At 65.4% G+C, this 20935-nt stretch carries 18 protein-coding genes and 1 pseudogene; 17 read left to right on the forward strand and 2 right to left on the reverse strand.

From position 1 onward, the window contains the following. Positions 1-246: 246 nt before the first annotated feature. The 6 genes from ACCD03_RS24000 (at position 247) to ACCD03_RS24025 (ending at position 5189) form a co-directional block, all read left to right on the forward strand. Positions 247-930 (forward strand): hydrolase, encoded by a 684-nt coding sequence (locus tag ACCD03_RS24000; protein ID WP_045202308.1) that lies wholly within the window; start codon positions 247-249, stop codon positions 928-930. A gap of 111 nt (positions 931-1041) precedes the next feature. After that, positions 1042-1863, forward strand: a complete 822-nt coding sequence (locus ACCD03_RS24005; RefSeq protein WP_413413122.1) for an alpha/beta fold hydrolase — start codon at positions 1042-1044, stop codon at positions 1861-1863. A 62-nt stretch (positions 1864-1925) separates the two neighbouring features. Next, positions 1926-2225, forward strand: coding sequence for a XapX domain-containing protein (locus tag ACCD03_RS24010; protein ID WP_413413123.1), 300 nt, complete (start codon positions 1926-1928; stop codon positions 2223-2225). A 4-nt stretch (positions 2226-2229) separates the two neighbouring features. Further along, positions 2230-2649, forward strand: coding sequence for a DoxX family protein (locus ACCD03_RS24015; protein WP_045202302.1), 420 nt, complete (start codon positions 2230-2232; stop codon positions 2647-2649). Between the two features lie 4 nt (positions 2650-2653). After that, a complete protein-coding gene (locus ACCD03_RS24020; protein ID WP_413413124.1) occupies positions 2654-4492 on the forward strand; it encodes an amidohydrolase in 1839 nt (612 codons plus the stop codon). Beyond that, entirely contained in the window at positions 4482-5189 is a 708-nt protein-coding gene (locus tag ACCD03_RS24025; RefSeq protein ID WP_413413125.1) for a YoaK family protein, read from the forward strand. Before ACCD03_RS24020 ends, ACCD03_RS24025 begins: the two co-directional genes overlap by 11 nt. 12 nt (positions 5190-5201) lie before the next feature. Here ACCD03_RS24025 and ACCD03_RS24030 read toward each other — a convergent pair whose 3' ends face one another. Next, positions 5202-5924, reverse strand: a complete 723-nt coding sequence (locus tag ACCD03_RS24030; protein ID WP_092973707.1) for a GntR family transcriptional regulator — start codon at positions 5922-5924, stop codon at positions 5202-5204. Between the two features lie 286 nt (positions 5925-6210). Between ACCD03_RS24030 and ACCD03_RS24035 the strand changes: the two genes are divergently transcribed. From ACCD03_RS24035 to ACCD03_RS24060, 6 genes are all read left to right on the forward strand, one after another. Further along, positions 6211-7278 carry a porin gene (locus ACCD03_RS24035; RefSeq protein WP_413413126.1) on the forward strand — a complete coding sequence of 356 codons (1068 nt, stop codon included), beginning with the start codon at positions 6211-6213 and terminating at the stop codon, positions 7276-7278. A 147-nt stretch (positions 7279-7425) separates the two neighbouring features. Further along, complete coding sequence (locus tag ACCD03_RS24040; RefSeq protein ID WP_413413127.1) at positions 7426-8463, forward strand: ABC transporter ATP-binding protein; 1038 nt, start codon at positions 7426-7428, stop codon at positions 8461-8463. Between the two features lie 77 nt (positions 8464-8540). Then, positions 8541-9806: an ABC transporter substrate-binding protein gene (locus ACCD03_RS24045; RefSeq protein ID WP_102064322.1), complete on the forward strand. Its 1266-nt coding sequence runs from the start codon at positions 8541-8543 to the stop codon at positions 9804-9806. 2 nt (positions 9807-9808) lie between these two features. Then, the gene (locus tag ACCD03_RS24050) at positions 9809-10717 is read left to right on the forward strand and encodes an ABC transporter permease (RefSeq protein WP_413413128.1); all 909 of its coding nucleotides are present in this window, start codon (positions 9809-9811) and stop codon (positions 10715-10717) included. 1 nt (position 10718) lies between these two features. After that, positions 10719-11615 carry an ABC transporter permease gene (locus tag ACCD03_RS24055; protein WP_413413129.1) on the forward strand — a complete coding sequence of 299 codons (897 nt, stop codon included), beginning with the start codon at positions 10719-10721 and terminating at the stop codon, positions 11613-11615. Positions 11616-11637: 22 nt separating this feature from the next. Continuing rightward, positions 11638-12360 carry an aspartate/glutamate racemase family protein gene (locus tag ACCD03_RS24060; RefSeq protein ID WP_413413130.1) on the forward strand — a complete coding sequence of 241 codons (723 nt, stop codon included), beginning with the start codon at positions 11638-11640 and terminating at the stop codon, positions 12358-12360. 12 nt (positions 12361-12372) lie between these two features. Here the strand turns inward: ACCD03_RS24060 and icmF are convergent, their stop codons facing one another. Beyond that, positions 12373-15660: a fused isobutyryl-CoA mutase/GTPase IcmF gene (icmF, locus tag ACCD03_RS24065; protein WP_413413131.1), complete on the reverse strand. Its 3288-nt coding sequence runs from the start codon at positions 15658-15660 to the stop codon at positions 12373-12375. A gap of 266 nt (positions 15661-15926) precedes the next feature. On the opposite strand from icmF, the gene ACCD03_RS24070 reads away from it, so the two are divergent. From ACCD03_RS24070 to ACCD03_RS24090, 5 genes and pseudogenes are all read left to right on the forward strand, one after another. Further along, on the forward strand, positions 15927-16952 hold the full coding sequence (locus ACCD03_RS24070; RefSeq protein WP_413413132.1) for a hypothetical protein: 1026 nt from the start codon (positions 15927-15929) through the stop codon (positions 16950-16952). Between the two features lie 254 nt (positions 16953-17206). Further along, positions 17207-18409: an ammonium transporter gene (locus ACCD03_RS24075; protein ID WP_092973728.1), complete on the forward strand. Its 1203-nt coding sequence runs from the start codon at positions 17207-17209 to the stop codon at positions 18407-18409. Between the two features lie 79 nt (positions 18410-18488). Continuing rightward, positions 18489-18845: pseudogene (locus ACCD03_RS24080) on the forward strand (DUF427 domain-containing protein). Between the two features lie 164 nt (positions 18846-19009). After that, positions 19010-19732 (forward strand): AraC family transcriptional regulator, encoded by a 723-nt coding sequence (locus tag ACCD03_RS24085; RefSeq protein WP_045202549.1) that lies wholly within the window; start codon positions 19010-19012, stop codon positions 19730-19732. 105 nt (positions 19733-19837) lie between these two features. Then, positions 19838-20818 (forward strand): DMT family transporter, encoded by a 981-nt coding sequence (locus ACCD03_RS24090; RefSeq protein WP_413413133.1) that lies wholly within the window; start codon positions 19838-19840, stop codon positions 20816-20818. The last annotated feature ends 117 nt before the right edge of the window (positions 20819-20935 follow it).

Below are 20935 nucleotides of genomic sequence, written 5' to 3' on the forward strand. Positions count from 1 at the left end.
GGGTGTCAGCCCAAACGGCCCCGGCGCCCCTAACCCCCCCCCGGGCGGGCGTGTCCAGGGTACCGACGGAATGTTTCGGGAAGTCGCGACGATTGTTCGGCAATCGCAAAAACTGCACTCGCCGATTGAGCGTTGCGCCCGGAACGCGACTTCCTATCATGGATGGGCCGTTGATCGCGCCGCGCCGACGCGGCGTCAGGTCTGCAGCATCCCCCTCGCATCCCCTATCGGAAACTGGATACGGCCATGAATCCCAAGCTGGAAGTCCTCACCCCCCAAAATTGTCAACTGATCTTCATCGACCACCAGCCGCAAATGGCCTTCGGCGTGCAGTCGATCGATCGCCAGGTCCTGAAGAACAACACCGTCGGCCTTGCCAAGGCTGCGAAGATCTTCAACATCCCCACCACCATTACGACCGTCGAGTCGCAGAGCTTCTCGGGCTATACCTACCCGGAACTGCTCGATGTGTTTCCGGATCAGGAACTGCTCGAACGCACGTCGATGAATTCCTGGGACGACCAGAAGGTGCGTGATGCCCTGGCAAAGAACGGCCGCAAGAAGGTGGTCGTCTCGGGCCTGTGGACGGAAGTGTGCAACTGCACCTTCGCGCTGTCGGCCATGCACGATGCCGACTACGAGATCTACATGGTCGCCGACGCCTCGGGCGGCACGTCGAAGGAGGCGCACGACTACGCCATGCAGCGCATGATCCAGGCCGGCGTGGTGCCCGTGACGTGGCAACAGGTGCTGCTGGAATGGCAGCGTGACTGGGCCCACCGCGACACGTATGACGCCGTCATGAAGCTGGTCAAGGAACACTCCGGTGCCTACGGCATGGGCGTGGACTACGCCTACACGATGGTGCACAAGGCACCGCAACGCACGGCCACCCCGCACGAGGCGCTGGCGCCCGTGGCGGCCAACTGATCGCGCTGCCGACCATAAAAGAAGACGCTGCTCCGGCCGGGCGACGCATGTGCAACCGCATGCGTTGCCCTGTCGTCCATTCAATCAGCCACCACCCTCTCTCTCATTCCCATGCAAACGATTACGACCCAAGACGGTACGCGCATCTTTTACAAGGACTGGGGCAGCGGCAAGCCCGTCGTCTTCTCGCACGGCTGGCCGCTCAATGCCGACGCCTGGGACGCGCAGATGCTCTTCCTCGTGCAGAAGGGTTTTCGTGTCATCGCGCATGACCGGCGCGGCCACGGCCGTTCCGACCAGCCGTCGCGGGGCAACGACATGAACACCTATGCCGACGACCTGGCGGCGCTGCTCGACGCGCTCGACATCCAGGGCGCCACGCTGGTCGGCCACTCCACAGGCGGTGGCGAAGTCGCGCACTACATCGGCCGTCATGGCACCAAGCGCGTCGCCCGCGCCGTGCTGATCGGCGCGGTGCCGCCCATCATGCTCAAGACGGCCGCTAACCCGAAGGGCTTGCCGATGGACGTGTTCGACGGCATCCGCAAGGGTGTGGCTGACAACCGCTCGCAGTTCTACCGTGATCTCGCCACGCCGTTCTTCGGCTTCAACCGGCCTGGCGCGAAGGTCTCGCAGGGCGCCATCGATGCCTTCTGGGCGCAGGGCATGACCGGCGGCATTCACGGGCAGTATCTGTGCATCAAGGAGTTCTCGGAGGTCGACTACACCGAAGACCTGAAGAAGATCGACGTGCCGGTGCTGTTCCTGCATGGCGACGACGACCAGATCGTGCCGATCGACGATTCGGCCAAGCTGGGCGTGGAACTGGTGAAGAACGGCACGCTCAAGGTCTATCCGGGCGGCTCGCACGGCATGTGCGTGACCGAAGCGGACAAGGTCAACGCGGACCTGCTGGCGTTTATCACCGGCTGACCTGCGCGGGCGGCGCACCTTGAGCGCGTCGCCCTTCGCATTCTGGATCTGGAGCCCTCGCTTTGAAGCCCTACCTCATCTCCATTGGCGTCGGCATGCTGGTCGGCGTGATTTATGCGCTGCTGCACGTCCGATCGCCCGCGCCACCGGCAATTGCGCTGGTCGGGCTGCTCGGCATGCTGATCGGCGAACAGGTCGTGCCGGCTGCGCAGCGCCTGCTGGCCGGCGAGCCGATCACCATGGCGTGGTTCCGCCACGAGTGCGTGCCGAAGATCACGGGCGCACCGCCCCAAATGCCAACCGAGGCGCCACCAACGGACCTTGCCGCCACCGGCGGCACCACGCCGCGCAACCCGAGCTGACGCCATGACACGCCTTTCGCTCGACCCCTCGCACGCTGCGGCCCCTGCCGATACCGCCCTGCACGTTGGCCTGTTGTTCCTGCGCCTGACTGGCAGCGCCCTGCTGATTGCCGTGCACGGGCTGCCCAAGGTGCTGCACTACAGCCAAGAGCTCACGCGCATTGAAGACCCGTTCCACATGGGCGCCGCCCCCACACTGCTGCTGGCGATCCTGTCGGAAACCCTGTGTCCGCTGCTGGTTGCGCTCGGCGTGCTCACGCGCCTGGCGTGTCTGCCCATCGTCGCCACGTTGCTGGTGGCCATGCTGGTGGTGCATCCGGACTGGTCGCTTGCCGAGGGCCAGTTCGGATGGATGCTGTTGATCATCTTCACCACGGTCCTGATTGCCGGACCCGGACGTTTTTCGATCTATCCCAAATACTGACGCAATGACCGCCGACCTCATCCTGCACAACGGCCGCATCCACACGGTCGACCGCGAACGCCCCACCGCCAGTGCCGTTGCCGTGCGTGACGGCCGCTTTGTTGCCGTGGGCGACGACGCCGCCGTGATGGCGCAGCGCGGCGCCGCCACCCAGGTCATCGACCTGCGCGGGCGCACCGTCATCCCCGGCCTGAACGATTCGCACCTGCACCTGATCCGGGGCGGGCTGAACTACAACCTCGAGCTGCGCTGGGAAGGCGTGCCCTCCCTGGCCGACGCGATGCGCATGCTCAAGGAGCAGGCTGCGCGCACGCCGTCGCCGCAATGGGTGCGCGTGGTGGGCGGCTGGACGGAATTCCAGTTTGCCGAGCGCCGCATGCCCACGCTGGAAGAGCTGAACCAGGCCGCGCCCGACACGCCCGTGTTCGTGCTGCACCTGTACGACCGCGCGTTGCTCAACCGCGCGGCGCTGCGCCAGGTCGGCTACACCAAGGACACACCGAACCCGCCGGGCGGCGAGATCCAGCGCGATGCATCGGGCGAGCCCACCGGCATGCTGATCGCCAAGCCCAACGCGATGATCCTGTACGCGACGCTGGCCAAGGGGCCGAAGCTGCCGCCGGAATACCAGGTCAACTCCACGCGCCAGTTCATGCGCGAGCTGAACCGCCTGGGCGTGACAAGCGCCATCGACGCAGGCGGCGGCTTCCAGAACTATCCGGAAGACTACGAAATCATCCGCGAGCTATCCGCGCAGAACCAGCTCACCATCCGCATCGCTTACAACCTCTTCACGCAGAAGCCGAAAGAGGAGCTGGCCGACTTCAAGAACTGGACCGGCAGCGTGCAATACCGCCAGGGCGATGATTTCTTCCGCCACAACGGCGCGGGCGAAATGCTCGTCTTCTCGGCGGCCGACTTTGAAGACTTCCTGCAGCCGCGCCCCGACCTGCCCGAGACGATGGAGCAGGAGCTGGAAACCGTGGTGCGCCACCTTGTCGCGCAACGCTGGCCGTTCCGGCTGCACGCAACCTACGACGAATCGATCTCGCGCATGCTCAACGTGTTCGAGCGCGTGAACCGCGACATTCCGTTCAACGGCCTGCCGTGGTTCTTCGACCATGCGGAGACGATTTCGCCGAAGAACATCGAGCGCGTGCGCGCACTGGGCGGCGGCATCGCCATCCAGGATCGCATGGCCTTCCAGGGCGAATACTTTGTCGACCGCTACGGCGCCGCCGCCGCAGAACAAACGCCGCCCATCAAGCGCATGCTGGCCGAAGGCGTGCCGGTGGGCGCAGGCACCGACGCCACGCGCGTGTCGAGCTACAACCCGTGGACGTCGCTGTATTGGCTGGCGAGCGGGCGTACCGTGGGCGGCATGGCGCTGTATCCGGAGGGGCTGCCGCGCGAGGTGGCGCTGGAGCTGTACACGCACGGCAGCGCGTGGTTCTCGGCAGACCAGGGCAACAAGGGGCAGATCAAGGTCGGGCAACTCGCCGACCTGGCAGCGTTGTCGGCGGATTTCTTTAGCGTGCCCGAGCCCGACATCAAGACCATCGAATCGGTGCTGACGGTGGTGGGTGGACGCATCGTCTACGGGGCAGCGGAGTTCTCCGAGTTCGGGCCACCGCCGATTCCGGTGCTGCCCGAGTGGTCACCCGTGGCGCGCGTGCCTGGGCACTGGCGGCCGGCGGCGCCGTTGCAGCAGCAGGTGCACCAGTGCGTTGGCTCGTGTTCCGTGCACGGCCATGCGCACCAGAAGGCCCGCACGGCCAACGTGCCTACAACCGATTTCCGCGGCTTCTGGGGCGCCTTCGGGTGTTCGTGCTTTGCCTTCTGAAACTGTGGCAGCCGCAACGGCTACACCAGCGTCAGCGCGTTTCCTGATCGCCCAGGGAACGCTGCTGGCGTTCGTCGCCGGCTATGTGGATGTGGTCGGCTTTGCGGCGTTGTTTGGGCTGTTCACCGCACACGTGACTGGCAACTTCGTGATGATCGGCCTGGAGCTGGCGGGCTCCGGACAAGGCGTGCTGGCCAAACTGCTGGCCCTGCCGATGTTCGTGCTGGCCGTGGCGGCGACCAAGCTGGCCGTGACATCGCTCACGCAGCGCGGTGTGGCGCCACTGCGGCCACTACTCCTTGCGCAGGCCGTTCTGCTGCTGGCGTTCATGGTGGCGGGGTTGCTGGCCCTGCCAATTCAATCGGCCGATGCACCGGCCACAATTGTTGTCGGGCTGATCGGCGTCGCGGCGATGGGCGTACAGAACGCCAAGGCGCGCATCGTGCTGTCGGAGCATGCGCCCACGACGATCATGACCGGCAACACGACGCAGATCGTGATCGACGTAGTGGAACTGCTGTCGCCAAGTGGTACGCAGAAAGATGTTGCTCGCACGCGATTGCGCAAGATGGTGCCGCCGCTTGCCGGCTTTGCCGTCGGGGCGGTGCTGGGCGCGCTGGCGTTTGCAACGCTATCGTTCTGGTGTGTGTTGCCGCCCGCGGGCATCCTCGTGGCCCTGGCCGTCATGCAGCGCTAGGCCGGCGCCCGGTCAGACCTTGACGCGGCGAAACAGCTTGGAGAAATCGATCGTCTCCACCTGCCGGGGCTCAAGTTCCAGCGCAGCGATGTACTCGCCCAGGTGTTCGCCCATCAGCCGCGCGGCGCGCTCGCCGTCGCGGCGCTCCACCGCATCGAGAATGGCCAGGTGTTCGTCGTGGCCGCAACTCGGCCGCGCGGGGGATTCATAGAGCCCGATCAGCAGCGAGGTGCGTGCCACCAGCGTGCGCAGCATCGCCGTGATGATGGGGTTGCCGTTCGCCTCGGCCAGTTGGATATGGAAATCGCCCGAGAGGCGGATCCAATCGCGCCAATTGCCGGATTCACGGCTGGCGTGTTCGGCAGCCGCCAGTGCACGCAGCTCGGTGAGTTGCTCCGCCGTCGCGTGCTGCGCCAGTTCGCGTACCGAGCCAGTTTCCAGAATCAGCCGCGCACCAAAGACCTGGCGCGCTTCCGTCGCGTCATGCACGGCGATCGTCGCGCCGCGGTTGGGCTGCAGCTCGACCACCCCCTCATGTGCCAGTTTCACCAGCACCCGGCGCAATGTCCCCCGTGTAATCCCAAACGCCTTGCATAGCTGCGCCTCGACCAGGCGGGTGCCGGGCGGCAGCTTCTGTTCGAGGATGGCGTCGTACACCGCGTCCGAAATGCGGGCGTCGACTTCGGCGTTGTTGCGGCGTGGCTGGGAGGTCGGAGGGGTCGTGGGCTCTGGCATCTCGCCATTCTAATCGAGCAAACACCGCTTGGATTGTGCACAAAACCGATGCTGAATCTGACGGCATTGGTGCGACATCCTCAAGAAATCTCCCCATGCCTTTGGCGTTCTTGCACCAGAAGCAAGCGAAAACCGTCCATTTTGCTTGGCACGGTTACTGCATGTAGACAAGCGTGATTGTGCACAATCCAAACAAAGCTTGTACTCAACATAGAACGCAATGCCGGGAGCGGCCACTGACCTTGAAAAGGCGGTCGCGCCAAATCTTTGAGGGGAATCACCTGTCATGAGCACCACCACCAAGCTGGGCGCTGCCGCCCTGGCATTCGGGCTGTCCGGCGTTGCCGCTGCGCAATCGAGCGTGACGCTGTCAGGCGTCATCGATACCGGCGTGAGCTGGACCAACCATGCCGGCAACGGCTCGCAAAGTCTGACCGGCGTGTCGGACAGCATCCTGGGCGTGTCCAACTTCGGGCTGAGCGGCAAGGAAGACCTGGGCGGCGGTGTGAATGCGCTGTTCAACCTCCAGGCCGGCTTCAACCCGAGCAACGGGCGCATGTCGTCCAACGGCACGCTGTTCTCGCGCAATTCGTATGTCGGGCTGAGTTCGTCGTCGGGCACGCTCACGGCCGGCAAGCAATGGAACTTCAACGACGACTGGCTGGTGGGCAGCATCTTCAAGGGCGGCTACAACTCGGGCTCGATCTTCAAGTTCAGCGAGTTCGACGCCGTGAGCGAGATCTACAACAACACCGTCAAGTACGTGTCGCCCACGCTGGGCGGCGCGCAATTCGGCGCGATGTACGGCTTTGGCGAAGCGGCCGGCTCCATCTCGCAGGGCTCGCTGTTCAACCTGGCGGGGCGCTATAGCGCTGGCCCGCTGTATCTGGCCGCAAGCTACGACCAGGAACGCGACGGCAGCGGCACCGGCTCGCTCTACAACCTCATCACCGTGGGCGGCAGCTACACCTTTGGCGCGACCAAGCTGCGGCTCGGCGCCGCCCGGGCGGATGTGGGCGGCGCAGGTGCGTTCCAGTCGATCCCGAGCATGTCGGCGCGCAAGGCCTTCGCCGTGGAAGGCGGCGTCGATTACGCATTCACCACAGCCTTTACGGGCTCCGCCGACGTGCTGTACCGCCGTAACTCGACGCTGTCGAACAGCTCGATGGTCTACCGGTTGCTGGGCCTGTACAGCCTGTCGAAGCGCACCACGCTGGTGGCCAACGTGGCCTACCTGAAGAACTCGTCGAGTGCGACGGAAGCGCTGGTCAATACCTCGTCGGGCGCCATCGGCGGCGGTGTGCCGGGCACGAGCCAGACCTCGGTGGCGCTGGGCGTGCGTCACAGCTTCTAACGCACGCGAAGCCGGCTGCGCCGCCTGCCCCGGTATGTGGCGCGGCTGCCCGCGCAAGCGGCCTCACGCACCAGAACGACGCATGCCAAGCGCGCTCGCGCCGAAATTGCCGCGCGCAGACAGGCACACCTATTGCACCAACCCGACATGACCCGCGCACCCACCGCCCCCGCCGACTCCCTCGAACTCGTTGCGCTGACCAAGCGTTACGCACATGACGCCGTGGCCGTCGACGCCATCAACCTGCGCGTGCCGGCCGGCAGCTATTGCTGCTTGCTGGGGCCGTCGGGCTGCGGCAAATCGTCAACGCTGCGCATGATTGCCGGCCACGAACATGTCAGCGACGGCGACATCCTCCTGGGCCCGCGCAACATCACCAACCTGCCGGCGGCATCGCGCGGCACGGCCATGATGTTCCAGAGCTACGCGCTGTTTCCGCATTTGAGCGCGCTCGACAACGTGGCCTTCAGCCTGAAGATGCGTGGCATCAACACACGCGAACGCCGCCAGCGCGCGCAGGCGTTGCTGGAGCGTGTGGCGATGGGTCACCTGGCGCAGCGCCGGCCGGGCGAGTTGTCGGGCGGCCAGCAGCAACGCGTGGCGCTGGCACGTGCGCTGATCATGGAGCCGCGCGTGCTGCTGCTGGACGAACCGCTCTCTGCGCTGGACCCGTTCCTGCGCACGCAGATGCGGGCCGAGCTGCGGCGCTGGCAGCAGGAGCTGGGGTTGACCTTCGTGCACGTCACGCACTCGCAGGAAGAAGCGATGGCCCTGGCCGACCAGATGGTCGTGATGAACCACGGCCGCATCGAACAGGCCGGCAGCCCACGCGAGGTCTACAACCAGCCGGCCACTGCGTTTGTCGCGACCTTCATCGGCGGGCACAACCTGCTGGAAGACGCGCATGGGCCGGTTGCGGTGCGCATCGACCGCATGGCCTTGCATGCCGATGAATCCACAGCCGGCGATCGCCCCCGCGTGCGCGGCCGCATCTGCGACATCGAATACCAGGGCACACATGTCCTGGTGAGCGTGGAAGGCGTGGTGCTCTCGCCCTCGCAACGCGTGACGGTGAGCCTGCCCGAGACCGACACCGCCATCGCAAGCCTGGCGCTGCACCAGCCCATCTGGGCCTCGTGGGATGCCGCACAGGCCCACCGCTTACCGGGCCTGCCAGCGGCCTGACAAACCGGCTCAACCATTCCAATCCGCAGCCTGACGGCTTCAGGCGCTGCCTTCACCTTCACATCAGGGGTTGCAACATGTCTGACGATTCCAACGACTTCAAGGCCGGCCGCCGCACCGCACTCAAGGGCATGGCCGCCATTCTGGCCACCGGCGTCGTACCCGCGATCCATGCGCAGGAAAAACTGACGCTGCGCTACCTCGGCACGGCGGTCAACCAGGACAAGCTGATCGCCGAGAAATTCGAAGCCGACACCGGCATCCGCGTGCAATACGTGGCCGTGACCACTGACGAGATCACCAAGCGCGCCGTGACCGCGCCGAGCAGCTTCGACCTGATCGACACGGAATATTTCTCGCTCAAGAAGATCGTGCCGACGGGCAACCTTCTTGGCATCGATGCGCGCCGCATCAAGAACGCCGACAAGATCACGTCGCTGTTCACCAAGGGCGAGGTGGCGGGCAAGAAGGTGGGCGACCAGGGCACCGCGCCCAAGAAGGTCATGTACCTGCCGGGCGCCAATGCGACCACGTTCGCGACCTCGCCCACGCAGTTCATGACGCTGATCCCAACCGTGTACAACGCCGACACGCTGGGCATCCGCCCCGACCTCATCAAGCGCCCCATCAACTCGTGGGCCGAGCTGCTGAACCCCGAATTCAAGGGGCGTGCGTCGATCCTGAACATCCCTTCCATCGGCATCATGGACGCGGCGATGGTGGTGGAAGCCAAGGGCCTGCACAAGTACGCCGACAAGGGCAACATGACCCGCGCCGAGATCGACCTGACCATCAAGACGCTGATCGAAGCCAAGAAGGCCGGCCAGTTCCGCGCGCTGTGGAAGGACTTCAACGAAAGCGTGAATTTGATGTCTTCGGGCGAGGTGGTGATCCAGTCGATGTGGAGCCCGGCGGTGACGGCCGTGCGCAGCAAAGGGATCGACTGCACGTTCCAGCCGCTCAAGGAAGGCTATCGCGCGTGGGCCGCCGGCTTCGGCATTCCGAAGACGGTGTCGGGCAAGAAGCTCGATGCGGCGTATGAATTCATCAACTGGTTCCTCGACGGCTGGGCCGGTGCGTACCTGAACCGCCAGGGCTACTACAGCGCCGTGCTGGAAACGGCCAAGGCCAAGATGGAGCCGTACGAGTGGGCCTACTGGATGGAAGGCAAACCCGCTGCCAAGGACATCAAGAGCCCGCACGGCGATGTGCTGGCCAAGGCCGGCAGCGTGCGCGACGGCGGCAGCTACGAACAGCGCATGGGCGGCATTGCCTGCTGGAACGCGGTCATGGACGAGAACGAATACATGGTCCGCAAGTGGAACGAGTTTGTCGCCGCCTGACCATGACGCCCACAGCACCGTCCACTCCCCCCGCCGCCGGCGCCCTGCGTCCGGGCTTGCAGGCGCTGCCGTTTGCGGCGGTGTTTGTCGTGTTCTTTCTGATCCCGCTGGGGCTGGTCGCAATGGTCAGCTTCTGGGATTTCAACGAGTACGCGCTGCTGCCGACCTTCACCTTGCGCAACTACGCCAAGCTGTGGGAAGGCTGCGGCCATCTCAATGAATACGGCGATCTGTGCGTGACGGCGTCGACGTACCTGTCGACGCTGCGCTTTGCGCTCGGCACCTGGGCGTTGACGCTGGTGCTGGGCTTTGCGCTGGCGTACTTCCTGGCGTTCCACGTGCGCTCGGCTGCGGTGCAGACGCTGCTGTTCGTGATCTGCACGGTGCCGTTCTGGACCTCCAACGTGATCCGCATGATTTCGTGGATCCCGCTGCTGGGCCGCAATGGCCTCGTCAACCAGACGCTGCAGGCCATGCACCTGATCGAGCAGCCGCAAGACTGGCTGCTGTATTCGAACTTCTCGGTGCTGCTGGCCTATGTGCACCTCTACACCATGTTCATGATCGTGCCGATCTTCAATTCGATGATGCGCATCGACCGCGCCTTGCTCGAAGCCGCGCGCGATGCTGGCGCCAGTGCCTGGCAAACGCTGCGGCACGTGATCGTGCCGCTGTCGCGCAGCGGCATCCTGATCGGCTCCATCTTCATCCTGACCATCGTGATGGGCGATTTCGTTACCGTGGGCGTGATGGGCGGCCAGCAGATCGCCTCCGTCGGCAAGATGATCCAGGTGCAGACGTCGTACCTGCAGTTTCCGCTGGCGGCAGCCAATGCCGTGGTGCTGCTGCTGACGGTGCTGATGATCATCTGGGGCCTGACCCGCGTGGTCGACATCCGCAAGGAGCTTTGACATGCGCGCGCGCTTTCGTGAACCACGCGCCCCCGGCTTCTGGCCGCTGGCGTGCCTCTTCGCGCTGTTTGTGCTGTTCCTGTATGGGCCGATGCTGACGATCTTCGCGCTCAGCTTCCAGGGCCCGGAAGGCGGCCTGACATTTCCGATGAATGGTCTGTCGCTGCATTGGTATCGCCAGCTTGCCGAAGGCCTGGGCGTGGTCGACATCGGCGCGGCATTCCGGCGCTCACTTGCGCTGGGCGCGGTCGTGATGGCGCTGACCATGGGGCTCTCGCTGCTGGCAGCGTTGGCTTTCCGGAAGCGGCTGCGTGGCGGTGGTGCGCTGTTCTACGTCACGGTGGCCAGCCTAATCATGCCGTCGATCGTGGTGTCGCTCGGCATCGGCCTGCAGTTTCGGCTGATCGACACGGGCATCAAGGCGTTGCTTAGCGCGTTGGGCATGGCCGATCAGGCCGACAGCTTTGGATCGTCCCTTGGCCTCTGGACATCCGCACTCGGCGCGCACCTCACGTGGACGCTGCCCTTCGGGCTGCTGATCATGTTCGCCGTCTTCAACCGATTTAATCCCGCCTACGAAGAAGCCGCGCGCGACCTTGGGGCCACGCCCTGGCAGACGTTCCGGCACGTCGTGCTGCCGTTGATCGCGCCGTCGCTCATCGGTGTGGGCATGTTCGGTTTCACGCTGAGCTGGGACGAGATCGCGCGCACCTCGCAGGCAATCGGCGACGTCAACACGCTGCCGCTCGAACTGCAAGGACTGACCACCACCGTGACGACGCCGTCCATCTACGCGCTGGGCACGCTCACCACCGTCGTGTCGTTCGTGGTGATGGGGCTGACGATGCTGGCCATTGTTCGACTGCGCCGCCGCCAGAGCGCCGGGCGGGTTGACTGAACCATTGACGGAACGCGCGCCAATGACCCTCGCTACGGAATCGGCCGGGCCGCGCCGGCTGCTGCTGATCAACCCGAATACCACGAGCGCACTCACGCAGACCGTCACGCGCTTCATGCAGGCCGCATTGCCCGGCGATGTGATCGTGGAATCCGTCACCGCGCGCTTTGGGGCGCCCTATATCGCAACCGAGGTCGGTTACGCAGTCGCCGCGCACGCCGCGCTCGACGCATGGACGAGGGCGCAGCAGCCCGCACCCGACGCCGCCATCATCGGCTGCTTTGGCGACCCGGGGCTCTTCGCGCTGCGCGAGGTAGCGCCGTGCCCGGTCACCGGCCTTGCGGAAGCCGCGTTGATGGAAGCTGCAACGTACGGCACGTGCGCTGTCATCACGGGTGGCCATGCGTGGGGGCCGATTCTGGAGCGCTTGCTGCCCACGCTTGAAGGCGGCCACGCCGTACGCGATATCCATACCGTCGAACTCGACGGGGCTGCGCTATACGCCGCGCCGGATGCGGCAGAACAGATCTTGATTGGCGCCTGCACGACCGTCCTGCGACGGCAGCCCGTGGACGCGATCGTGCTGGGCGGCGCGGGATTGGCGGGCCTTGCTCAGAAGCTGCAGGCGCACGTGCCCGTACCCCTAATCGACAGCGTGACGGCGGCAGCGCGGCAGGTGTGGCGTGCCCCGCGCGGTGGGCACGGCGCGCTGCCGGCATGGATTGCGCCCGCCACGCACGCTTGAACCTGAGGCGAGCTACATGTTGCGCCGATACTGCCCGCCCACCTCAAACAACGCATGCGTGATCTGCCCGAGCGAGCAGACCCGCACCGCATCCATCAGCACCGCAAACACGTTCTGATCGTCGATCACCGCGCGCTGCAGGCGCTGCAGCATGGCAGGCGCCTCTGCAGCGTGCCGCGCGTGAAAATCCTGCAGCCGCGCGAGTTGGCTCTGCTTTTCCTCCTCGCTTGAGCGTGCCAGTTCAATGTGCGGCGGCACCACGCTCTCGGCGTCCGGATTGCGGAACGTATTCACACCGATGATGGGCAGCGAGCCATCGTGCTTGCGCTGCTCATACAGCATCGACTCTTCCTGGATCTTGCCGCGCTGGTAACCGGTTTCCATCGCGCCAAGCACACCGCCGCGCTCGGCAATGCGCTCGAACTCCTGCAGCACGGCTTCTTCCACGAGGTCCGTCAGTTCATCGATGATGAAGCTGCCCTGGTTCGGGTTCTCGCACTTGGCCAGGCCCCATTCGCGGTTGATGATGAGCTGGATGGCCAGCGCACGCCGCACCGACTCGGCCGTCGGCGTGGTGATCGCCTCGTCGTAGGCGTTCGTGTGCAGGCTATTGCAGTTGTCGTAGATGGCGATCAGCGCCTGCAGCGTCGTGCGGATGTCGTTGAAGGCGATCTCCTGCGCGTGCAGGGATCGGCCTGACGTTTGCACGTGGTACTTCAGCTTCTGGCTGCGCTCATTCGCGCCGTACTTGTCTCGCAGGGTCACCGCCCAGATGCGGCGCGCGACGCGGCCGAGCACGTTGTACTCCGGGTCCATGCCGTTGGAAAAGAAGAACGACAGGTTCGGCGCGAAATCGTCGATATGCATGCCGCGCGCGAGGTACGCCTCCACATACGTGAAACCGTTCGCCAGCGTGAATGCGAGTTGCGAGATCGGGTTCGCGCCCGCCTCGGCAATGTGGTAGCCCGAGATCGACACCGAGTAGAAATTGCGCACCTGGTGATGCACAAAATATTCCTGGATATCGCCCATCACCTTGAGCGAAAACTCGGTCGAGAAGATACAGGTGTTCTGCCCCTGGTCTTCCTTGAGGATGTCGGCCTGCACCGTGCCGCGCACGTTCTGCAGCACCCACGCGCGAATCTTCGCTTCCTCGTCCTGCGTCGGCTCGCGCTGGTTGTCCGCGCGGAACCTGGCGAGGTTCTGGTCGATGGCGGTGTTCATGAACATCGCCAGGATCGTCGGCGCCGGTCCGTTGATCGTCATGGAAACCGACGTGGCAGGGCTGGTCAGGTCGAAACCGTCGTACAGCACTTCCATGTCGTCGAGCGTGGCAATGGAGACGCCCGAATTGCCGACCTTGCCGTAGATGTCCGGGCGCAGCGCCGGGTCTTCGCCGTAGAGCGTGACGGAGTCGAATGCGGTGGACAGCCGCTTGGCGTCCATGCCTTCGGAGACGAGCTTGAAGCGCCGGTTGGTGCGGAAGGCATCGCCCTCGCCCGCGAACATGCGCGTCGGGTCTTCGTTCTCGCGCTTGAAGGCGAACACGCCGGCGGTGTACGGAAAACTGCCCGGCACGTTCTCGCGCATCAGCCAGCGCAGCACTTCACCGTCGTCTTCATACGGCGGCAGCACGACCTTGCGGATGGTGGTGCCTGAGAGCGTGGTGTGTGTGAGCTGCGTGCGGATTTCCTTGTCGCGGATCTTCACGACGTATTCGTCGCCGGAATACGCACGGCGCAAGTCGGGCCACATGGCGAGCAGCTTGCGTTCGACGGCGCCGAGCTGCGCGTCGCGCTCGGTGGCTTGCTTGTCGAGCGCGGAGAGCGTCTGCACCGTGGCGCCGGCCTGCTCCAGCATGCGGTGGCTGGCACGCAGCTGCTGGCGCTCGCGCGCGAGGCGGCTTTGCGCGTCGACGCGGCGGTGGTAGCCGCGCACGGTATCGGCCAGCTCCGCCAGGTAGCGCACGCGCGCGGGCGGCACGATGGCATCGTGGCTGGTGGAGCATTTGCCGGCCGGACGCGGCAACGTGCGCTCGGCCAGCGCCATGCCGCGCTCGCTCAGCCGATCGGCCAGCGTGTGATACAGCGCCGTCACGCCATCGTCATTGAAGTGCGAGGCCTGCGTGCCGAACACCGGCATGTCTTCGGGCCGGGCATGCCATTGCTCGCGGTTGCGCTGCACCTGCTTGGCAACGTCGCGCCATGCATCCTGTGCGCCCTTGCGATCGAACTTGTTGATCGCCACCAGATCGGCAAAATCGAGCATGTCGATCTTCTCCAGCTGGCTGGCGGCGCCAAACTCGGGCGTCATCACGTACAGCGACAAATCGACATGCGGCACGATGGCCGCATCGCCCTGCCCGATGCCGGAGGTCTCGACGATGATGAAATCGAACCCGGCGGCGCGGCATGCGGCAATCACGTCGGGCAGCGCGTCGGAGATCTCGCGGCTGGCCTCGCGCGTGGCCAGCGAGCGCACAAAGATGTTCGGATGGTTGATCGCGTTCATGCGAATGCGATCGCCCAGCAGGGCGCCGCCCGACTTGCGCCGCGATGGATCGATCGAAATGACGGCGATGCGCAGTGTGTCCTGCTGGTCGAGCCGGAAGCGGCGGATCAGCTCATCGGTGAGCGACGATTTGCCCGCGCCGCCCGTGCCCGTGATGCCGAGCACCGGCGTCGGCGCGGCCGTCGCAGCCGCGTGGACGGCCTCGCGCAACGCCGGATCGATGCGGCCCGATTCCAGTGCGGTGATCAATTGCGCCAGGGCGCGGCGGTCGCCGTTGGCGACAGGCTCCAGCGTGGCCGGCGCATAGATGGAGAGATCGATGTCGCAGCGCTGCACCATGTCGGCAATCATGCCGGCCAGGCCCATGCGCTGGCCGTCTTCGGGGCTGTAGATGCGCGCGACGCCGTAGTCCTGCAACTCGCGGATCTCCGTCGGCACGATCACCCCGCCCCCGCCGCCGAACACCTGGATGTGCTCGCCGCCGCGTGCGCGCAGCGCGTCGATCATGTACTTGAAGTATTCGACGTGGCCGCCCTGGTAGCTGGACACGGCAATGCCCTGCACGTCTTCCTGCAGCGCCGCGTTCACCACCTCGTCCACCGAGCGGTTGTGCCCAAGGTGGATCACCTCGCAGCCCATCGACTGCAGGATGCGCCGCATGATGTTGATCGACGCGTCATGCCCATCGAACAACGATGCGGCCGTCACGAAACGCACCTTGTTGCGCACCGGCGCGGCTTCGCTGGCTGGCGTGGGATCAGCCGCGCGGGCAGCGGAAAGATCGGTCATGTCTCCACCTTCAATAAAGTGGGCGCCGGCGTTGGATGTGTTGTACGGCGCACAAGGCGATGCGAGCCGGTCGGCGGGTCGAACAGACAGTATTTTCGGGGTTGACGCACTCGTCAACCGGCCGCACGGTCGTCGGCATTGTTTGCGCAAATAGCAGAGCGGGAACGGTCCGATCTCGGTGCAACACCCATCTTGCACACAATCGATACAAATCGTTAGAGTCGGATTTTGGTCGGAAACGGGTCCGGCCACAGGGGGAACTTCCAATGCCAAGCCGCGCAACGATGCGCTGGTGTCTGACCGCCTTGCTGGCGTGGTCCGGCCACGCCCTGGCGTGGGACTACACGCCCGGCGCCATCCCGGGGCTGATCAGCGTGCTTGGTTTCCTGACCGTGCAGACGCAGGCGCTCGACCGCGCCATCCAGCGCTTTCCTAGTCAGCGTGAAGAGCTGATCCGCGCCCGTACCCAGTTCGACAACACCTTCCCGCAGGCGCTGGCCCGCACGCGCCGCCTGATCGCCGGCATTCCGCTATCCGACGACGAGCGGCAGCTCCTGATCGAGCGCGCACTCGATATCCACCAGCCCAGCGTGATGACCGCCACCCAGACGGCCCAGACCGCCCACGCCCTGGCCGAACGCGTCATTGAGCGCGCGCAGGGCAGCCAGGACCGCGCCACGCTGCAGACGCTGCTGGCGGTGGTCTATGACGACCGCCCCGCTGACGAACTGAGCAGCCGCTTTACCCAGGCCGTAACGTTGTCTGACTGGCCGAATGCGCGCGGCGCGAGCCTGAGCCTCAGGCTGCCGTTCTCCTGGGAGCGCGTGCCGCCCACGCCGCCGCGCAAGCCCGACCCGGCGCGGGTGGCGATCGGCGCGTGGGCCAACCAGGGCGGCTCGGGGCTGTCGCGCCTTGAAATGATCGTGCGCCCGACCGAAGGCGATCTTGAAGCCGTTCCTGACAGCCGCGAGCCTCGCTGGATGCGCGATGCCGTCAAGCAAGCTGTGGCCGCCCCTTGCCGGCTCATTGGCTGGGGCACGCAATCGTTCGGCGGGCGCCCAGGCGTGTGGGCCAGCTACATCGGCGAATCGCCCGGCCCGCATATCCCCCGCGCCACGGGCAACACGCTGGTCGGCCGCGTCTTCATGGTGCCGACCGACGGCGCGCTGCTGATGCTGCATATGCAGTCTCCCGCCACATCGCCCGAACAGGCCAGCACCGTGCGCTTGCGGTACGAGCCGCTGTGGAACGCCGTAGCGGCATCGTTCAGCGTCTCGGGCGCCAAGCCGTAGCCTTCCGCGCCAGGACGCACCACCACGGCGCATCAACCGCCTCGCACGCACCAATTCAAAGCAATCGCGCACCGATTTCGGGCCAACCCCAACACGGCACCCGAGAACGACGGCGCGCGCACGGCCGTGGTGCGCCACGTCACCTTTTTGCACACGGTTGGAACAACTTTTGCATCTGTCGGCGCTTTTTGCGTCATTTGTGGGCACACACTGCACCCGGATGGCGCTGACCCTCAACCCGCACGACAACCGCAATGAACTCCATCAAAACCGGGGGCGACGCGCTCTTCATCCTGCTGGGCGCGATCATGGTGCTGGCCATGCATGCCGGCTTCGCGTTCCTTGAGCTGGGCACCGTCCGCAAGAAGAACCAGGTCAATGCGCTGGTCAAGATCCTGGTCGACTTTGCCGTGTCGACCATCGCGTACTTCTTCATCGGCTATTCGATCGCGTACGGCGTCAATTTCTTTACCGGCGCCGATGTGCTCGCCCAGCAGAACGGCTACGAGCTGGTGAAGTTCTTCTTCCTGCTGACCTTCGCGGCGGCCATCCCGGCCATCATCTCGGGCGGCATTGCCGAGCGCTCGCGCTTCGAGCCCCAATTGGCGGCAACCTTCGTGCTGGTGGGTTTCGTCTACCCGTTCTTTGAGGGCATCGCCTGGAACGAGCGCTTCGGCATCCAGCACTGGCTGCAGAGCGTAACGGGCGCGGAGTTCCATGACTTTGCCGGCTCGGTGGTTGTCCATGCCGTGGGCGGCTGGATCGCGCTGCCGGCAGTGCTGCTGCTTGGCGCCCGCCACGGCCGCTACAAAGACGACGGCCGCATCGCCGCGCATCCGCCGTCGAACATCCCGTTCCTGGCCGCCGGCGCCTGGGTGCTGGCGGTGGGCTGGTTCGGCTTCAACGTGATGAGCGCGCAGACGCTCGACAAGATGAGCGGCCTGGTCGCCATCAACTCGCTGATGGCCATGGTGGGCGGCACGCTCACCGCGTGGTGGATGGGCAAGAACGACCCGGGCTTCTCGTACAACGGCCCGCTGGCCGGCCTGGTGGCCGTGTGCGCCGGCTCCGACGTGATGCACCCGCTGGGGGCGCTGGCTGTGGGCGGCATTGCGGGCGTGCTGTTTGTCTGGATGTTCACGCGCGTGCAGAACGTCTGGCGCATCGACGACGTGCTCGGCGTGTGGCCGCTGCATGGCCTGTGCGGTGCGTGGGGTGGCATCGCGGCCGGCATCTTCGGCCTGAAGGCGCTGGGCGGCCTGGGCGGCGTGTCGTTCTGGGCGCAAGTGGCGGGCACGGCGGGCGGCATTGTCATTGCGCTGATCGGCGGCACGGTCGTGTACGGCACCCTGCGCAAGCTCGTGGGGCTGCGGTTGGACCGCGAGGCCGAATTCATGGGCGCCGACCTGGCGATCCACCGCGTCTCGTCCACGCCGGAATCGGAAACGCACTGGTAAGCAGGGGCGGCGACAGAAGGCGCGCGCGGCGCTTGCTACAGTGAAAGCGTCTTCCCTCGCCCAACTGCAGGAGTGCCGCATGCCCGATATCGATCCGAATCACCCCATTACCGTGGAGTCGAACCCGCGCCGCGTGACGGTGACCCTCAACGGCTTCACCATTGCCAGCACGCATCTGGCACGCACGCTGCGCGAGGCGTCGTACCCGCCGGTGCAGTACATCCCGCGCGACGATGTGCAGATGAACCTGCTGGAGCGCACGTAGCATCACACGCATTGCCCGTACAAGGGCGATGCGTCGTACTACACGATCGTGGCCGGCGACGTGCGCGTCGACAACGCCGTCTGGACGTACGAGCAGCCCAAACCCGTCGCGCGTGAAGTGGCGGGCTATCTCGCGTTCTATCCGGACAAGGTGACGATCCAGGAGGAATGAGTGCGCAGGCGCGGCTGACATGCCGCTGTCATGCAGGCAGCGCACGATATACGTGTTCCTCTTCTCACGGATCCTCTTTCCGTGAAAGTTCCGAGACCCGGCGCAGCATGATCTGTGGCCGGGTATTTTTTTGGGCGGATGCCGGTGCTATTCTCGGCGGCACCATGCTGGACTTCCGCACTTACGGCCTCGCCGCACCTCCGCACTCGCACGACTTCATGCAGGTCGTGATGCCCGCACGCGGCATCCTGGAGATGGACGTAGACGGCCGCGGCGGCCGCGTCGACACGCACCACGCCGCGCTCATCCCGGCCGGCGCCACGCATGCGTTTGAAGCCACGGGCGCCAACCGCTTCATCGTGTTCGACATTCCCGGGCAAACCGTGGATGCCCCCGGCCTGGGCGGCCTGGCCGATCGCGTGTTCTTTCCGCTCACGCCGGGCCTGCGCGCGCTGACGACCTGGCTGCAAGACGCGCCCGTCGTCGACACGGTGTTGGCCAATGCGTGGTCGTCACTCGCGCTGGCGACGCTGGCCGCGCATCCGGCCAACCAGTCCACGCAGATACGCGCACGCGCCGATGCACGTGCCGAGCGCGTATGGCACGCCATCGAACACCGCTACGCCGAGCCGCTCACCGTCGATGCGCTCGCCGCAGACGTGGGCGTGAGCGCGCGTCGCCTCGCCACGCTGTTCCGTGCTGCATACGGCACCACGCTGCACGCGCATCTGGCCCAGGTGCGGCTGCGGCATGCGTTGACGCTGCTGGAAACCACCGCCCTGCCCATCGCCGAAGTTGCCGCGCGCACCGGCTACTACGACCAAAGCGCCCTCACGCGCCACCTCAAGGCCGCACACGGCATCACGCCCGCAGCTGTGCGGCGCTAGCCCTGCCATTTCCGTTTTTGCCAAAGCGCAGCCGTCTTCGCCAAGACGCGCGGCGCGCGCACGCGCAGAGTGCCGGTTCGATTGATCTTTCCGGACAGGCGCTCCATGGCTGTTGGCGACACCTCCACTGCAACGCATCTTCATCACACGCAGCACGACGCACGGCGTGACCACCTCACGGGCATCGGCTACGGCGTCGCGGCCGGGGCGCTGTGGGGCGTCATCTTCGTCGCGCCGAAGATGCTGCCGCAGTTCTCGCCGCTGGCGCTGTCGGCCGCGCGGTATGTGTTGTATGGCGTGTTGTCGCTGGCACTCGCGCTACCGGTGTGGCGCACGCTGTGGCGCAAACCGACTCGGCGCGATTGGGTGGCGCTGCTGCTGTTATCGCTGCCGGGCAACATTCTTTACTACCTGTGCGTGGCGGGTGGCGTGCAGCGTGCGGGCGTGGCGCCGGTATCGCTCATCGTCGGCCTGCTGCCGGTGACGGTCACGCTGGCCGGTGCAGCAGAACGGGGCAGCCTGCCCATGCGCCGCCTGGCCCTGCCACTGCTGATGGCCGTGGCGGGTGTGGTGTGCATCTATCTGGATGCGCCCGACGTGCATTCGAGTGCGGGCGGGAGAACCTATTTCATCGGTCTTCTGATGGCAGCGGGCGCGCTGGCATGCTGGACGGTGTATGCGGTGTGCAATGCGCGGTACCTGCGCGCGCGGCCGCAATTCACGAGTCGAGAGTGGTCGCTGTTGACTGGCGTTGCGACTGGGGGGTTGTCGCTGGCACTGGCCGTGCCGGCGTTTTTCATGCCCGGCATGGCGACGGCTTCAGAGCAGCCCGCATCGGCATGGGGGATGTTCTGGCTGGTGAATATGGGGGTGGCGCTAGGGGCATCTGTGCTGGGAAACAGCCTGTGGAATGCGGCCAGCCGCAAGTTGCCGCTGACGCTGTCGGGGCAGTTGATTGTGTTTGAGACGGTGTTTGCGCTGTTGTATGGGTTTATCTATGAGGCTCGGTTGCCTCATGGGCTTGAAGTGGCGGCTGCGGTTTTGTTGGTGAGTGGGGTGGGGTTGGCGGCTCGGCGACATGGGTAGGTTTTTTTTGGTTGTTTTTGCTTTGGTGGTGCATCCCTTATTTCATCCCCTGCCGGGGCTGACTCACTTTCTTTGGTCTTGCCCAAAGAAAGTAAGCAAAGAAATGCGCGCCCGAGA

It is taken from the genome of Ralstonia sp. Ralssp135 (assembly GCF_047304345.1).
In the GTDB taxonomy this organism is placed as follows: Bacteria; Pseudomonadota; Gammaproteobacteria; order Burkholderiales; family Burkholderiaceae; genus Ralstonia; species Ralstonia chuxiongensis.

What these genes read in the sequence shown, in the direction of transcription:
- ACCD03_RS24000 (WP_045202308.1), top strand. Translation starts at nt 247, where the DNA reads ATGAATCCCAAGCTGGAAGTCCTCACCCCCCAAAATTGTCAACTGATC.
- ACCD03_RS24005 (WP_413413122.1), top strand. Translation starts at nt 1,042, where the DNA reads ATGCAAACGATTACGACCCAAGACGGTACGCGCATCTTTTACAAGGAC.
- ACCD03_RS24015 (WP_045202302.1), top strand. Translation starts at nt 2,230, where the DNA reads ATGACACGCCTTTCGCTCGACCCCTCGCACGCTGCGGCCCCTGCCGAT.
- ACCD03_RS24020 (WP_413413124.1), top strand. Translation starts at nt 2,654, where the DNA reads ATGACCGCCGACCTCATCCTGCACAACGGCCGCATCCACACGGTCGAC.
- ACCD03_RS24030 (WP_092973707.1), bottom strand. Translation starts at nt 5,924, where the DNA reads ATGCCAGAGCCCACGACCCCTCCGACCTCCCAGCCACGCCGCAACAAC.
- ACCD03_RS24035 (WP_413413126.1), top strand. Translation starts at nt 6,211, where the DNA reads ATGAGCACCACCACCAAGCTGGGCGCTGCCGCCCTGGCATTCGGGCTG.
- ACCD03_RS24040 (WP_413413127.1), top strand. Translation starts at nt 7,426, where the DNA reads ATGACCCGCGCACCCACCGCCCCCGCCGACTCCCTCGAACTCGTTGCG.
- ACCD03_RS24045 (WP_102064322.1), top strand. Translation starts at nt 8,541, where the DNA reads ATGTCTGACGATTCCAACGACTTCAAGGCCGGCCGCCGCACCGCACTC.
- ACCD03_RS24050 (WP_413413128.1), top strand. Translation starts at nt 9,809, where the DNA reads ATGACGCCCACAGCACCGTCCACTCCCCCCGCCGCCGGCGCCCTGCGT.
- ACCD03_RS24055 (WP_413413129.1), top strand. Translation starts at nt 10,719, where the DNA reads ATGCGCGCGCGCTTTCGTGAACCACGCGCCCCCGGCTTCTGGCCGCTG.
- ACCD03_RS24060 (WP_413413130.1), top strand. Translation starts at nt 11,638, where the DNA reads ATGACCCTCGCTACGGAATCGGCCGGGCCGCGCCGGCTGCTGCTGATC.
- icmF (WP_413413131.1), bottom strand. Translation starts at nt 15,660, where the DNA reads ATGACCGATCTTTCCGCTGCCCGCGCGGCTGATCCCACGCCAGCCAGC.
- ACCD03_RS24070 (WP_413413132.1), top strand. Translation starts at nt 15,927, where the DNA reads ATGCCAAGCCGCGCAACGATGCGCTGGTGTCTGACCGCCTTGCTGGCG.
- ACCD03_RS24075 (WP_092973728.1), top strand. Translation starts at nt 17,207, where the DNA reads ATGAACTCCATCAAAACCGGGGGCGACGCGCTCTTCATCCTGCTGGGC.
- ACCD03_RS24085 (WP_045202549.1), top strand. Translation starts at nt 19,010, where the DNA reads ATGCTGGACTTCCGCACTTACGGCCTCGCCGCACCTCCGCACTCGCAC.
- ACCD03_RS24090 (WP_413413133.1), top strand. Translation starts at nt 19,838, where the DNA reads ATGGCTGTTGGCGACACCTCCACTGCAACGCATCTTCATCACACGCAG.